Below are 13,719 nucleotides of genomic sequence, written 5' to 3'. Positions count from 1 at the left end.
TTCGCACCCCGCCAGGAAATTTCCTGACGGGGACATGGGAGAAGTATGCCAGAACGAAAAGAAAAGACCGCTAACGGGTTTGAATATCAGGCGGGGCGTTTGCTGGGGCCGTAGAGTTCTTCCAGCATACTGTCGATGCGGGTGGCCAGCCTGTCCTGGGTTTCGTCCAGCAGAATCACGTGACCCATTTTGCGGCCCGGACGCAGTTCCTTGCCGTAGGACCAGACACCTTCATTTTGCAGCGCAGGCTTTTTGTCCACACCCAGCATATTGATCATCACCGCCACGCGATCGCAGCCGGTTTCGCCCAGCGGCATGCCGAGAATGGCACGCACATGGTTGGCGAACTGGCTGGTTTTGGCACCGGCCAGGGTCCAGTGACCGCTGTTGTGCACCCGCGGGGCCAGCTCGTTGATCAGCAGGCCATCGTCGGTGACGAAGCATTCCATCGCCAGCACGCCAACATAATCCCAGGCGTTCATCAGCGTGGCCAGGTAGGTTTCGGCGGTGTGCTGCAGCTCTTCACTGACATGTGGCGCCGGCGCGGTGGAAACCAGCAGGGTGCCCCTGTAGTGATCGTTCTCGGCCAGCGGATAGGTCACCACGGCACCGTCGGCAGTGCGGGCGCCGATCAGGGAAACTTCGCGGGAAAAATGAATGCCCTTTTCCACCACATATTCTGACGCGGGGACATCATCGGCGATTGCGGCGAGATCTTCGTCGCTGTCCACTCGCCACTGATTCTTGCCGTCGTAGCCGTTTTCACAACTTTTGATAAACGACGGGTAACCCAGCTCTTTGACGGCCGCACAGATTTCGGCGTAATTGTTGGCCGGGCGGAAAGGCGCTACCGGCAGGCCGGCAGCGGTGATCGCGGTTTTTTCCCGCAGGCGGTGCTGGGTTTTTTCAAATGCATCCGGGCGCGGGTACACCGGGCAGAATTTTTCCAGCGCGCGCAGGAGCTCCGCGGACACACCCTCGCGCTCCGCGGTGATCACTTCGGGCTCCCCCATGGCTTTGTAAAGGTCTGCGATTTCCGCCCCTTCGGCAATGTGAACAACGTTGCCCAGCCCTTCCACGCAGGTGGTGTTCTCACCGCCTTCCGCCAGAAAACTGAACTCGATGCCCAGCGGGCGCGCTTCCTGAGCCATCATTTGCGCCAGCTGGCCGCAACCGACAATACCTACTCGTCTCGCTGTCATTTCCGGTATACCTCTGAATGCTTCCGTCTTCGCTGGCCAGCCTTATTCCACTTCGAACGGCACGCCGGCGCTCTGGCTTTCACGCCACGCGATCAGGCGTTTCTGCAGCTCCGGGTCAGACAGGGACAGCATCTGCGCCGCCATCAGCCCCGCATTGTAGGCACCGGACTGACCCACAGCCTGGGTGGCCACGGCCACGCCCTTGGGCATCTGGACGATGGACAGCAGGCTGTCCATACCCGTCATGAATTTGCTTTCCACCGGCACGCCGATCACCGGCAGCGGGGTCATGGCCGCAATCATACCCGGCAGATGCGCGGAGCCGCCGGCGCCGGCAATGATCACCTTGGTGCCGCGCTCATGAGCGGTGGTGGCAAACTCCACCATGCGCTGAGGCGTACGGTGGGCGGAAACCACTGCAGTGGCAAAAGGGACTCCCAGCTCGGTGAGGGGCTTGGTCGCCATCTGCATGGTCGGCCAGTCGGACTGGGAGCCCATGACGATGGTGACTTTCTCAAAGGGAAGCTGTTTCACTTGTGGATAACTCCAGTGTTCGCCGGTGCTGCGGGATCGGAAATCGCCGTTGGCAGCGGGAAAGGGCCCGCGAAAACGGGGCCTCGCCTATCTCGCCTGGCCGTAAACGACAGTAAACGCCGACCGGGCCCAAAAATTAGGGGCGTGAGGATACCAAAACTCAGCGAGAAAGCACGCAGTACGGGGCTTTCCGCCAGATTTAGCCGCGTTTTCCAGCGTTCGGGGGCCGGGCCGGCCGGATCTTCGCGCGGATGTAGCGGCTCTGTGCGGCTTGTGCCTCGGAAACGATAGTGTGGCGCGGTGGTCACAGCACCTGCCCGTGACCACGATGTATTGAAGAGTATTAACAGGCTGTTGAAAAAGGCCATCCGACGCCCGGTTCAGCAGGCTGTTTTTCAACAGCCCACTAAAGGTCGGAATGATTCGGGCTGGCGGGCTCAGCGGCCTTTTTCATTTTGTTTGCGGCGCAGCTCGTCCCGCAACATCGCCAACACCGGTGCCACCGAAGGCCGCACGCCGCGCCACAGGGCAAACGCCTCGGCCGCCTGCCCCACCAGCATACCCAGGCCATCGGCGGTTTTCGCTCCCAGTGGCGCCGCCCAGCGCATAAAGACCGTGGGTTCGGCGCCGTACACCATGTCGTAAGCACAACAATCGGCTCCAATCACGGTCTCAGCAATCTGCGGACGCTCGCCAGACAGACCCGCAGCGCTGGCGTTGATGATCAGCTCGAAGCCCGCGGGAATATCGTCCAATCCACCAGCGGTCAGATTGCCGTAGGTCGCAAAGTCTTCCGCCAGCTGTTGCGCCTTGGACCCGGTGCGGTTAGCGATATGTAACAGTGCCGGTTTCTGGTTCAGCAGCGGCAACAGGGTGCCTCGGGTAGCACCGCCGGCACCCAGCACCAGCACCCTCTTGCCCGCAATGGTCCAACCCAGGTGATCGCGAATATCCGATACCAGCCCCGGCCCATCGGTATTGTCACCCAGGAGCGTCCCATCGGGCTGCCGCGCCAGAGTGTTCACCGCACCCGCGGTACGCGCGCGCGCGGTGAGCTCATCGGCGTATTCAAACGCATCCAGTTTGAACGGCGCCGTGACATTCAGTCCTTTGGCACCTGCGGAAAAAAATTCATCCACCACCGCCTTGAAACCATCTACCTCCGCAAAGAGTTTGCCGTATTCCAGATCCTGACGGGTCTCTTTGGCAAAGGCAGTGTGTATCACCGGTGACATGGATTGCTTGATGGGGTTGCCTATCACGGCATATCTGTCAATCACGCTGCATTCACCCCTTCTCGTTACGCGGCAGCCAGAAAATACAACCCGCAGCCTTAACCGCAGCTGTTGTCATCCACAAATTCAATCTCGACACCGGCCACAGGATTGGAGTTGGCATGCGCCATATTTAATATGTCCTGCAGATGCTTGGAAAAGGCCAGAGAAATATTTTTTGAAACGCTCTCCGCCTGAAGATAACTCTCTGCATCTTCCTCTATTCTTTTTTTGGCAATTTCATTGATCTGCTCGGATACCGTTTCGTCATTGACTCGATGGCTCGGCGCCTTTATCACCTTCAGATATTTCGGACTCGGATCATTTTTGCTGATGAGTGAAGGCTTTGGAGCCTGCACGCTGACAAAGCCGGGTTTTCCATCGACCTCTTTCGGGCACCAGTTCCAGCCGTCAGGAATTTTCACTCCAAAACTGAATGTGTAGGGCCATTCATACACAATCCGGACCTTGTCTCCTCCCCATAGTTGCGTCAACCCCGTGACAAAGCTCGTATCGTAATAATAGGTGTATTGATTGGTGATTTTCGTAAACACGAACTCCGTTACGTTAGTGAGCATGGAATTTTTTACATTGATTTTACGCAGGTCCCGCTCCTGCTTTACCAGCTCTTCCGCCCGATCCAGCTTATATGAAAATTGCACATACCCATAAACAGCGCCGCCCACAGAAACGACCAACATTAAAATAAGCGTTACTATCAATTTGTTCATTATCATTATCCCCTGTTTATTTTTACTGCCGGTTGTAAAAATTTAGAGACTGCTTCAACTTCCGAGTCTCATCCACCCCAATCAATCCATCAATTCTCAATTCAGCCCCATATTCGGACACGATATATCGGGTAATTGCACTGTAGACCTGCTTCGGTTTGTCCCCGCTGGTATTCAGAAGCACCCAGTTCAGGGTTGCAAGGCTGGTGTTTTCATTCAGTTCAATCACATCGGTCACCGCACCGACGATCTGGTTTACACCAAGCTTTGTATATAGGTTAAGAAGTTTTTTCACTCGGCCGATAAAGTAATCGCGGCTGAGTTCGGATTTTTTGCCATCGGAAAAATAGTAGTGAATGGGGAAGCGATAGAAGTCTGCGATGTTATCTGCATCGCGCGCTTCAAACAGGCGGCGGTATTCCAGGAACAGTTTGTTGATGTCTTCCAGACGAGCCTTGCGCATGGCGATTTCCTTGAAAAAATACTACTCAGAAAAATACCACTGAACGTGAAGCAAAGGCCCACCCGGCAGTGGCACCGCCGCAGGATTAGTTAAACTTTTATACCCAATCCCGATGTGGCAGGAAGTCTGTATAAAGCTTTTCTTCCGGGCTACCCGCTTCTGGATGCCAGTCGTACCGCCACCGTACCTCCGGCGGCAGCGACATCAGAATGGACTCCGTGCGCCCGCCGCTCTGCAATCCGAACAGCGTGCCGCGGTCGAACACCAGATTGAACTCCACATAACGCCCGCGGCGATACAGCTGGAAATCCCGCTCGCGCTCACCGTGCTCCAAATCCTTGCGCCGGTTCAGAATCGGCAGATACGCATCCAGATAACTGTCACCCACCGCCCGCATCAGAGCAAACGCATTGTCGAATCCACCCTCGTGGAAATCGTCAAAAAACAGTCCGCCCACACCGCGTGCCTCGTCGCGATGTTTCAGATAGAAATACTCATCACACCATTTCTTGAAGCGCGGATAAATATCCTCGCCAAACGGCGTGCAGGCATTTTTCGCCGTCTGGTGCCAATGCACCACATCTTCCTCAAAACCGTAATAGGGCGTCAGGTCGTAACCGCCGCCGAACCACCAGACCGGCTCAGCGCCCTCCTTCTGCGCCACAAACAGGCGCACGTTCGCATGACTGGTGGGCGCGTAAGGATTGCGCGGATGGATCACCAGGCTCACGCCCATCGCCTCAAATGAGCGGCCGGCCAATTCCGGGCGCGCAGCCGTGGCCGAAGGAGGCAGTTTGTCGCCGTGAACATGGGAGAAATTCACGCCGCCTTTTTCAATGACACGGCCATTTTCCAGCACCCGGGTGCGGCCACCGCCACCACCCTCGCGCTCCCAGGCGTCTTCGTGGAATGCGTTGCCATCCACGTCTGCCAGTGCCGTACAGATGCGGTCCTGAAGATTCAGCAGATAGTCTTTTACAGCTTGGATATTCACTTCGGTCATGGGCGTTTTATGCAATTTTTCAGGAGGGGCGATGGACAATTAGATCATCGATCACAAACGAGCGCGACTCAGCCAGCGCGCACAATCCGTCCACTGGCGGCATCGCGGATCTCACTGGGCGATGCGCGTCCGCCGGTATTGCCGCCGCCGACAAAATCCAGCTCATCCCCGAAATAACGCAGCACCTGAAACTTGTGCCGCGCCGGCTGACTGCCGGTGGGGTTGGCGGACGTGGACACGATGGGGCCACCAAACGCCCGCGACAACGCCGCGGTAAACGGGTGTGCGGTGTGACGCAGGGCCACACTGTGGTGGATACCCGTCACCCAGGGCGGCACCTGATCGAAATGTGGCACCAGCCAGGTGACTGGCCCCGGCCAGGTGGCGTCAATACGCGCACGCTGATCGCCGGACAGGTTGTGCAGCAGATCAGAGAAATGCTTTACATCGCCGGTTACCAGAATCAGCCCTTTTTCCAGCGGACGATTCTTGAGCCTGAGCAGACGGGCGACGGCTTCTGGATTGGCGGGGTCACACGCGAGACCCCATACGGATTCGGTTGGATGCGCGATCACCCCACCGGCGGCCAGCACGCGCACAGCGGTAGCCATAGTGAGGCCGGCGCCGTGCACCATTCGAACGTTACTTGTTGGGGGGTTGTTTTTTGACAAGGGCGGGACTCTTTCGGGTCTTGTGGCGCAGTAATCCGGCGACAGCGCAGCTCTCGGGGAGCGCCGCAATGTATCGGATAGTACCAGCCTAGACAAGGCTGCCGGGGCATGCGAACCGCCCCGGGCCCGGCCCACTGCCGGGATCGACCTGATCGCCGGACAACCGCACTTTGCAGCTGACCCGGGTATCCCAGTGTGGGATACTGCGCAAACTTTACACAGCGACAGATGTACTCCATGCCAGCACCTTTTTTGCATATAGGCCGCGTGTTGCTCAGACAGCAGGGCCTCGGTGGACCGCTACTGCTGTTTGCCGCCGTGCTGGGCTGCTGGCTGATGGCGCCGGTGCTGACACCGCTGCTCGAGTACGATCACCGCGCGATTGCGGGCGGAGAATTCTGGCGGCTGGTCAGCGGACACCTGCCCCACACCAATCTGCAACACCTGCTGTTGAACGGCGCTGGTCTCCTGTTACTGTGGATTCTTCACGGCCCACATTATCGCGTTGGACGTTTTGTGGTCACCACCGCCGCGGTGGCGCTGGGCACCGGTCTCGGTCTGTTGCTGTTTTCACCGCAAACCGACGTTTATGTCGGCCTCTCCGGGGTACTGCACGGGCTGATCATCTGGGGGGGCTGCCTGGATATCCGCGCGCGCTGGCGCACCGGTTACCTGCTGGTGGCGGGAACCTGGATCAAGGTGGGGTGGGAACAGCTTTACGGCGCCAGCGATGCCACCGCGCAGATGATCAATGCAGCGGTGGCGGTGGATGGCCACCTGTGGGGGTCGGTGGCGGGAACGGTGCTCGGCCTGGTGGCGCTGCTGTACACGACAGGCCCGGCCAAAAAGTCCGGCGACGCGACGGTTCAACCCTCGTAACTGACCCGATAGATAGCACCGGCGTAGTCGTCAGAGACCAGCAGCGCGCCGTCCGGCATCACCAGCACATCCACCGGGCGGCCCCACACATCCTCATCCTGTAACCAGCCCTCGATAAACGGTTTGTAGCCGGTGGCCCTGCCGTTCTTGTCCAGGCTCACCTGCGTCACCCGGTAGCCGATCTTCTTGCTGCGGTTCCAGGAGCCGTGCTCGGCGATGAAAATCTGATTTTTGTACGCTTCCGGGAACTGGCTGCCGGTGTAGAACTTTACACCCAGCGGCGCCACATGCGGGCCGAGCTTCTGTGCCGGCGGCACATAGGTGCTGCACTGCTTGCCGCCTCCAAATTCCGGATCGAGGATGTCGCCACCGTGGCAGTAGGGATAGCCGAAGTGCTTGCCCGCCACCGGCGCGGTGTTCAGCTCGCAGGGCGGTATATCGTCTCCCAGCATGTCGCGGCCGTTGTCGGTAAACCAGAGCTCCTTGGTGACCGGGTGCCAGGTGAAGCCGACGGTATTGCGCACTCCCTCCGCCCAGGTCTCGGTCGCCACCACCTTGTCACCCTCAATCTTGAGACGCTGGATATTGGCGTAATCTTCTTCATCGCAGATATTGCACGGCGCGCCGATGGGCACATAGAGCCAGCCATCGGGGCCGAAGGCGATGTATTTCCAACCGTGGTGTTTGTCCGGAAACTGACTGGTGATGGTAACTGGTGCCGGGGGGTTATCGAGGCTCGACTCAATATCGTCAAAACGCAGGATGCTGGTGACGGCACTGACATACAGGTCGCCGTCCCTGAAGGCGACGCCGGTGGGGCGGGTGAGTCCCTCGGCGATGACTTTTACCTCGTCTGCCTTCTGGTCGCCATCGCTGTCCAGCACCGCGTACACCTTGCCCTCGCCCATGGAGCCCACGAACAGAGTGCCCTTGTCACCGCGCACCATATGGCGGGCGTTGGGAATGTTTTTGGCGTAAACCTCAATCTTGAAACCGTCCGGCAGCTTCAGTTTGTCGAGATGAATATCGCCCTTTTTGGCACTGGCGCCGGCGGCAAAGACCAGTGCCAGTGTGCCGGCGAGCGCGGCGAAGGTGTGGCGCGATGATGTGCGGTGCTTGAACGGCCCCATGGATGGACACTCCCTGAAAATGACAGGAGTGACCCTATCGGCTTTTTGGTCATCCGGCCAGAGCCTTCAGCCACCGAGAGCCTTCAGCCACTAGAAGCCATCAGCCATTGGCTACAGAGGAAAAGCCCTCAGCCTGGTACTGTCATCAGTGCAGAAGCGACACGTGCGCCACTGCCGGTGAGTTGATAGCCACCGGGGATCTGCTCCACCAAGCCTTCCAGCTCCAGATACAGCAGACTCGCCATCAGATCGCCGGTTTCGCCACCAGTGTCCCCCGCCAGTTGCTCGATACTGCGCGGATCATCGCCGAGGGCATGTACGATCTTCCGCTGTTCCTCAGTGAGCTCCGGTGCACACCCGGTGGATTCGTCGAACAGGCCCGACTGACTTGCCATCCCCGACAGCATGCCGCCGAGCTGCGCGGCAATATCGCCGCTGGTTTCCACCAGATGGGCGCCGTGCTTGATCATGTGGTGGCAGCCCCGCGCCAGCGGGTTGTGGATGGAACCGGGTATGGCAAATACCTCGCGGTTCTGCTCCAGCGCCAGGCGCGCGGTAATCAGCGAACCGGAGCGCACCGCCGCCTCCACCAGCAGGGTCCCGAGACTCAGGCCGGAAATGATGCGGTTGCGACGGGGGAAATTGCCGGCTTCCGGCGCGGTGCCCAGAGGCATTTCACTGACGATCGCACCGTCGGCAGCGAGGATCTGCTCGGCGAGAACCGCATTGCGCACCGGATAAATGCGGTCAACGCCGGTACCCAGCACGGCGATGGTCTTGCCGCCGCCCTTCATCGCCCCGCTGTGCGCCGCCGCATCCACGCCCAGCGCCAGCCCGGAGGTAATGGCGAAACCCGCAGCCGCCAGATCCGCGGAAAAGTCCCGCGCATTATCGAGCCCGGCCCGGCTGGCGCGGCGCGCGCCGACCACTGCCACCTGAGGCAGTGACAGGGTCGTGAGATTGCCGCTTATATACAGCACCGGCGGTGGGCGAGGGATTTCTTTCAGCAGTGGGGGATAGGCGTCGTCATCCAGGGATATCAGAAAGATACATTGCTCGGCGCAGCGCTCACGCTCGGCCAGCGCCCACTGTCCCAGCTCACCAGAGAGCCCGAGGCGCTGGAACTCTGCCAGCTGCATACGGGCGCGCTCCGGCAGTTTGCGGTTCAGGTTTTGCGGAGACTGCTGGAGAACGGAGGCAGCGGAGCCAAAACGCTCCACCAGTTGCCAGTAGAGACCGGGGCCTATTCCCTCTAAACGGAGAAGAGCGAGGGTAGCGGTCAACGCATCCATGCGTGTTCCTGTGTTTCGAAGAGAGTTAACTCAGAAGGGCGCGCTGCACGCGGGAGATCAACCGCCCGCGTTGCAGCATTCCAGGGAATCAGGGGTTCCTGACAAGGTCCATCACTGCCAGCGGCTTGTCCGCTTCCAGCACCAGGCCGAGGCTCATTTTTTCAAAGCTGCGGAACACCATCAGCACGCCGGCGCGCTCGTCCGGCAGTTTGACATTCTGGCGGGCCAGCTGGTCGCGTACGGTGGCGCCACGCTTGTAGATGGCGAGAACGTGGCCGGGCTCGAGGCCTTCGCGCAGACCACGGTTGATGGCCACCACGTCGTATTTCGCGACCTGAGTTACCCCCTCTTCCACGCCAAGGATCACGCCCTCCACCGGCACGGCGGGAGCGCCGGGCTGAAACAGGGCAGCGATGGCACGCTCCTCTACCGGCAACAGGCGGTCCTGCAGGCGGATGTCACGACTGGTGCGGGTGACATCCAGAGTGGCGACGGCGAATTCGGTGTTGGCGTTGTCCACATCCAGTTGACGCAGGTCCACGGAGCCCACATCCAGCGCCTGCTGCCCCAGATGTTCACCTGTGTAGGGGTCGGCATAAACCGGACCCGGGCGGTAGATGCCGTAGGACGGCAGCGGCTGACGGAAATCGCCGCGCGCGTAGATCTTCTCACCGGCGCCCATGAGGATGCGCTGGTCCTGGCCGGAAATCACGTAGGGCACGCCGTTGAAGGCGCCCGGGCCGACAACGCGAGAACGCGACAGGAAAGCGTTGATGGCATCCAGCGGAATGGCGGGGATGGCGGAGTCGATGGGCTCACGGCGCACAGACGGGCCGAGGCGGTTGTTGTCGACCGGACTCAGCCGGTACGCCGTTGGACCGCGCTCCAGCTCGAGGCGCGGCTGACCGTCGATATACACGAGGTTCAGGCGATCGCCAGGATAGATAAGGTGGGGGTTCTCAACCTGGGGGTTTACCTGCCAGATTTCCGGCCAGTACCAGGGCTGAGAGAGGAAGCGCCCAGAGATGTCCCAGAGGGTATCGCCCTTCTGCACCACGTAGGTGTCCGGGTGGTCAGGCTTCAGGCGTACGTCTTGCGCCTGCAGGCCGAAGGCCACCAGCAGGGTGGCGGCGGCGGCCAGAATTATTTTTTTCATGGAAGCATTCCTATGCTTTTTTGTCGCTAACGCTTTCGGCCTTATCGTTTGCTGCGGGACTATTTGATTACCGATCCTGGTTACCGATCGCTATCGCTGGGGGTTTATATCGCTATAATCTCTCAGCGCTGGACCGGTAGCGGCAATGGCCGCCTGTGAAAGGGGTATATAGGACGCCAACTGGCTCTGTGGCCAGAATGCGGTATGGGCCCCCAAATCAGCAACATAGTTCAGCAAATTTCAAGCGCGATCATTATGTTATCAGCGCAAGTTCCACTAAGACTAGAAGTTTGTCACAGGTGTTATGGCCAAACTTGAAATCCTAGAATTTCCCGATCCCCGTCTGCGCAAGGTGGCGGTTGCTGTCGCTGAGGTGACGGATACGCACCGCGCGTTGATCGAGGATATGTTCGAAACGATGTATGACGCGCCCGGTGTGGGGCTGGCGGCGACGCAGATCAATGTGCATGAGCGCATTGTGGTGATCGATGTCTCTGAGGATCAGAGTGAGCCGCTGGTGCTGATCAATCCGGAGGTTGAGGTGCTGGACCCGGAGATCCACAAGTACGATGAGGGCTGTCTCTCGGTACCTGGTTTCTACGAGACGGTGCAGCGCCCGCGCAAGATCCGCCTGAAGGCGCTGGATCGCAATGGCGAGGCCTATGCGCTGGAGGCCGAGGGTCTGCTGGCGGTGTGCATTCAGCATGAGATCGACCATCTCGATGGCAAGCTGTTTGTGGATTACATCTCTCCGCTGAAGCGCAATCGCATTCGCTCCAAGTTGGAGAAAGCCCACCGCCAGGGGGCGTGATCCAGTTCGCTTTGAAGCGGGTCCGGTGGCGGCACGGCACCGGGGACCTGCTTTCAGAACCGAGCTGGGCGCCCCCCTGGGAATACATCCCTGTACGCTGCGTCGGCAACATCCCTGTTGCCGACGCTTCTGAAAGCAGGTCCCCGGCGCCGCGCCTTCGCGTCCAGTATTTGGACTTCGTATCGAGTCCGCCCTCTTCTTATCTGAAAGAATTTTCATGAGCCTGAATATCATCTTTGCCGGCACCCCCGACTTTGCCGCCGTTCACCTGCAGACCCTGCTCGACAGTGAGCACAACGTCATTGCCGTCTACAGCCAGCCCGACCGCCCCGCGGGGCGCGGCAAGAAGCTGCTGGCGAGCCCGGTAAAGCAGCTGGCCCTGGAGCACGGGATTCCCGTATATCAGCCATTGTCGCTGCGCGATGAAGACGCGCAGCAGCAGCTGGCGGCGCTGAATGCGGACCTGATGGTAGTGGTGGCCTACGGGCTGATCCTGCCGCAGGTGGTGCTGGATACGCCGCGGCTCGGCTGTGTGAATGTGCACGCGTCGCTGCTGCCGCGCTGGCGCGGGGCGGCGCCGATTCAGCGGGCGGTGGAGGCCGGGGACCCAGAGAGCGGGGTGGCGATCATGCAGATGGAGGCGGGGCTGGATACGGGACCGGTGCTGGTGGAGGCGCGCACGCCGATTGCGGCGAATGAGACCGGTGGCAGTCTGCACGACAAGCTGGCGGGAATCGGTGGACCCGCGCTGCTGACCGCACTCGAACAACTGGAATCCGGCGCGGCCAAGCCGCAGGTGCAGGATGACAAACTCGCCAACTACGCGGGCAAGATCTCCAAGGAAGAGGCGCGCATCGACTGGGCGCGCCCGGCGGCGGAGCTTGAGCGCCTGATTCGTGCATTTAACCCGTTTCCGGTGTGCTGGACCGAGTTTGCCAGTGGCAAGGGCAATACAGAGCGGCTGCGCGTGTACAGTGCGCAGCTGGAACAGGGCTGCCACAACGATACGCCGGGAACGATTCTGTCGGCGGATGACGAGGGTATTCTGGTGGCCTGTGGGCGCGAGGCGCTGCGCCTGACTCAACTACAATTGCCGGGCAAGAAAATGCTGCCGGTGGCAGAAATACTGAAGGGCTACCGCGATCTGTTCGCCAAAGGCACCAGACTGGGTACCGACGACAGTATTGGTACCGGCAATATCGGTACTGGCCATGAATGACCCGAGAGCGCTGGCGGCGCGTGTGATCAGCCGCCTGTACCAGGACCGCGGTTCGCTGCAGCGGCTGCTGCCGTGGGCGGAAAAGCAGGTGGAGGAAAAAGACCGCGGCCTGCTGCGGGAACTGTGCTACGGCACCGCCCGCTTTGCCCCGCGCCTGGAACTGCTGCTAACCAAGTTGCTGCGCAAGCCGATCAAAGATGAAGAGCTGGAAGCGCTGATGCTGGTCGGACTGTATCAGCTGGAATATACCCGTATCCCCGACCACGCCGCCATCAGCGCCACCGTCGAAGCCGCGCGCGCGCTCAAGCTCGGGCATGCCACCGGTGTCGTCAATGGCGTGCTGCGCAATGCCCTGCGGGATAAGGAAGCGCTCACCCGCAAACTCTCCGGCAACCCCCAGTTCAGCTCCGCACACCCGGAGTGGCTGCAGCAGGCAATCAAGAACGCCTGGGGAGCGGAGGCGAAAACCATCTTCACCGCCAACAACAGCAACCCGCCCATGACCCTGCGGGTGAACCTGTCGAAGCTGACCCGCGACGACTATCTCAAGCAACTCGCCGACGCCGGCATCCCCGCCCAACCCTGTGCATACTCCGAGGCCGGCCTGGTGCTGGAACACCCCGTTGCCGTCACCCGCCTGCCCGGCTTCGACCACGGCCTCGTCAGCGTCCAGGATCAGTCCGCACAACTGGCCGCCGAATTGCTCGACCCGCAGCCCGGTGAGAAAATCCTCGACGCCTGCGCCGCCCCCGGCGGCAAAACCTGCCACCTGCTCGAGCGGCAACCGAATCTCGACCTCAGCGCCCTCGACATCGAAGAAGAGCGCCTCGACCGCGTCATCGAAAACCTCGAGCGCCTGGGTTTGAGCGCCCAGCTCATCTGCGCCGACGCCGCCGAACCGGAACACTGGTGGGACGGCCAGCGCTACGACCGCATCCTCCTCGACGCCCCCTGCTCCGCCACCGGCGTCATCCGCCGCAACCCGGACATCAAACTCCTGCGCCGCCCCGACGACATCCCCGAACTGGCCGAGCTCCAGGGCCGTATTCTTCGCGCCATGTGGGGCCTGCTGAAGCCTGGTGGCACCCTGCTCTACGCCACCTGTTCCATACTCCCCGAGGAAAACAGCGCACAGGTGGCGCGCTTCATTGCGGAGACACCGGATGCGAGGGACAATACGCCGCAATTAATGAACGATCAGCCCTGGGGGCTGCCGCAGGAAGCGGGTATGCAATTGCTGCCCGGCATTCATGCGGGCGACGGCTTCTATTACGCGAAGCTGGAAAAACTGCTTCCGAAGAATTGAAGACGGTGCTCGAAACCGTCGCTTACGAAGCACAACAGTGAAAATTGA

At 60.3% G+C, this 13,719-nt stretch carries 14 protein-coding genes; 4 read left to right on the top strand and 10 right to left on the bottom strand.

Annotation, left to right across the window (positions count from 1 at the left end):
- Window positions 1–86 precede the first annotated feature (86 nt).
- The 7 genes from C3938_RS07955 to C3938_RS07925 form a co-directional block, all read right to left on the bottom strand.
- Window positions 87–1,202, bottom strand: coding sequence for a 5-(carboxyamino)imidazole ribonucleotide synthase (locus C3938_RS07955; RefSeq protein ID WP_105102630.1), 1,116 nt, complete (start codon window positions 1,200–1,202; stop codon window positions 87–89).
- Between the two features lie 42 nt (window positions 1,203–1,244).
- A complete protein-coding gene (purE, locus tag C3938_RS07950; protein ID WP_105102629.1) occupies window positions 1,245–1,736 on the bottom strand; it encodes a 5-(carboxyamino)imidazole ribonucleotide mutase in 492 nt (163 codons plus the stop codon).
- A gap of 437 nt (window positions 1,737–2,173) precedes the next feature.
- Window positions 2,174–3,016 carry a shikimate dehydrogenase gene (gene aroE, locus C3938_RS07945; protein WP_199775511.1) on the bottom strand — a complete coding sequence of 281 codons (843 nt, stop codon included), beginning with the start codon at window positions 3,014–3,016 and terminating at the stop codon, window positions 2,174–2,176.
- A 53-nt stretch (window positions 3,017–3,069) separates the two neighbouring features.
- Window positions 3,070–3,741 carry a hypothetical protein gene (locus tag C3938_RS07940; RefSeq protein WP_158681605.1) on the bottom strand — a complete coding sequence of 224 codons (672 nt, stop codon included), beginning with the start codon at window positions 3,739–3,741 and terminating at the stop codon, window positions 3,070–3,072.
- A 22-nt stretch (window positions 3,742–3,763) separates the two neighbouring features.
- Window positions 3,764–4,204 carry a hypothetical protein gene (locus tag C3938_RS07935; protein ID WP_105102627.1) on the bottom strand — a complete coding sequence of 147 codons (441 nt, stop codon included), beginning with the start codon at window positions 4,202–4,204 and terminating at the stop codon, window positions 3,764–3,766.
- A 97-nt stretch (window positions 4,205–4,301) separates the two neighbouring features.
- Window positions 4,302–5,207, bottom strand: a complete 906-nt coding sequence (gene hemF / locus C3938_RS07930) for an oxygen-dependent coproporphyrinogen oxidase (protein WP_105102626.1) — start codon at window positions 5,205–5,207, stop codon at window positions 4,302–4,304.
- Window positions 5,208–5,275: 68 nt separating this feature from the next.
- Entirely contained in the window at window positions 5,276–5,878 is a 603-nt protein-coding gene (locus C3938_RS07925; RefSeq protein WP_325027380.1) for an L-threonylcarbamoyladenylate synthase, read from the bottom strand.
- Between the two features lie 237 nt (window positions 5,879–6,115).
- Here C3938_RS07925 and rrtA point away from each other — a divergent pair, with 237 nt between their 5' ends.
- On the top strand, window positions 6,116–6,757 hold the full coding sequence (rrtA, locus tag C3938_RS07920) for a rhombosortase (RefSeq protein ID WP_158681604.1): 642 nt from the start codon (window positions 6,116–6,118) through the stop codon (window positions 6,755–6,757).
- Here the strand turns inward: rrtA and C3938_RS07915 are convergent.
- The 3 genes from C3938_RS07915 to C3938_RS07905 all read right to left on the bottom strand — a co-directional run bounded on the left by C3938_RS07915 (window position 6,745) and on the right by C3938_RS07905 (window position 10,335).
- Window positions 6,745–7,887 carry a PQQ-dependent sugar dehydrogenase gene (locus tag C3938_RS07915; protein WP_105102623.1) on the bottom strand — a complete coding sequence of 381 codons (1,143 nt, stop codon included), beginning with the start codon at window positions 7,885–7,887 and terminating at the stop codon, window positions 6,745–6,747. The two genes, rrtA and C3938_RS07915, sit on opposite strands and share 13 nt — an antisense overlap.
- 128 nt (window positions 7,888–8,015) lie before the next feature.
- The gene (gene dprA / locus C3938_RS07910) at window positions 8,016–9,179 is read right to left on the bottom strand and encodes a DNA-processing protein DprA (protein ID WP_105102622.1); all 1,164 of its coding nucleotides are present in this window, start codon (window positions 9,177–9,179) and stop codon (window positions 8,016–8,018) included.
- An 88-nt stretch (window positions 9,180–9,267) separates the two neighbouring features.
- On the bottom strand, window positions 9,268–10,335 hold the full coding sequence (locus C3938_RS07905) for a LysM peptidoglycan-binding domain-containing protein (protein ID WP_105102621.1): 1,068 nt from the start codon (window positions 10,333–10,335) through the stop codon (window positions 9,268–9,270).
- 304 nt (window positions 10,336–10,639) lie between these two features.
- Between C3938_RS07905 and def the strand changes: the two genes are divergently transcribed.
- The 3 genes from def (at window position 10,640) to rsmB (ending at window position 13,671) form a co-directional block, all read left to right on the top strand.
- Window positions 10,640–11,146, top strand: a complete 507-nt coding sequence (gene def / locus C3938_RS07900) for a peptide deformylase (protein ID WP_105102620.1) — start codon at window positions 10,640–10,642, stop codon at window positions 11,144–11,146.
- A gap of 217 nt (window positions 11,147–11,363) precedes the next feature.
- Complete coding sequence (fmt, locus tag C3938_RS07895; RefSeq protein ID WP_105102619.1) at window positions 11,364–12,365, top strand: methionyl-tRNA formyltransferase; 1,002 nt, start codon at window positions 11,364–11,366, stop codon at window positions 12,363–12,365.
- Window positions 12,358–13,671, top strand: coding sequence for a 16S rRNA (cytosine(967)-C(5))-methyltransferase RsmB (gene rsmB / locus C3938_RS07890; RefSeq protein WP_105102618.1), 1,314 nt, complete (start codon window positions 12,358–12,360; stop codon window positions 13,669–13,671). The genes fmt and rsmB overlap by 8 nt, the downstream gene beginning before the upstream one ends.
- Window positions 13,672–13,719: the final 48 nt, after the last annotated feature.

The organism is Microbulbifer pacificus, from assembly GCF_002959965.1.
GTDB classification, from domain to species: domain Bacteria; phylum Pseudomonadota; class Gammaproteobacteria; order Pseudomonadales; family Cellvibrionaceae; genus Microbulbifer; species Microbulbifer pacificus_A.
This window is presented reverse-complemented; position numbering and strand designations above follow the sequence as displayed.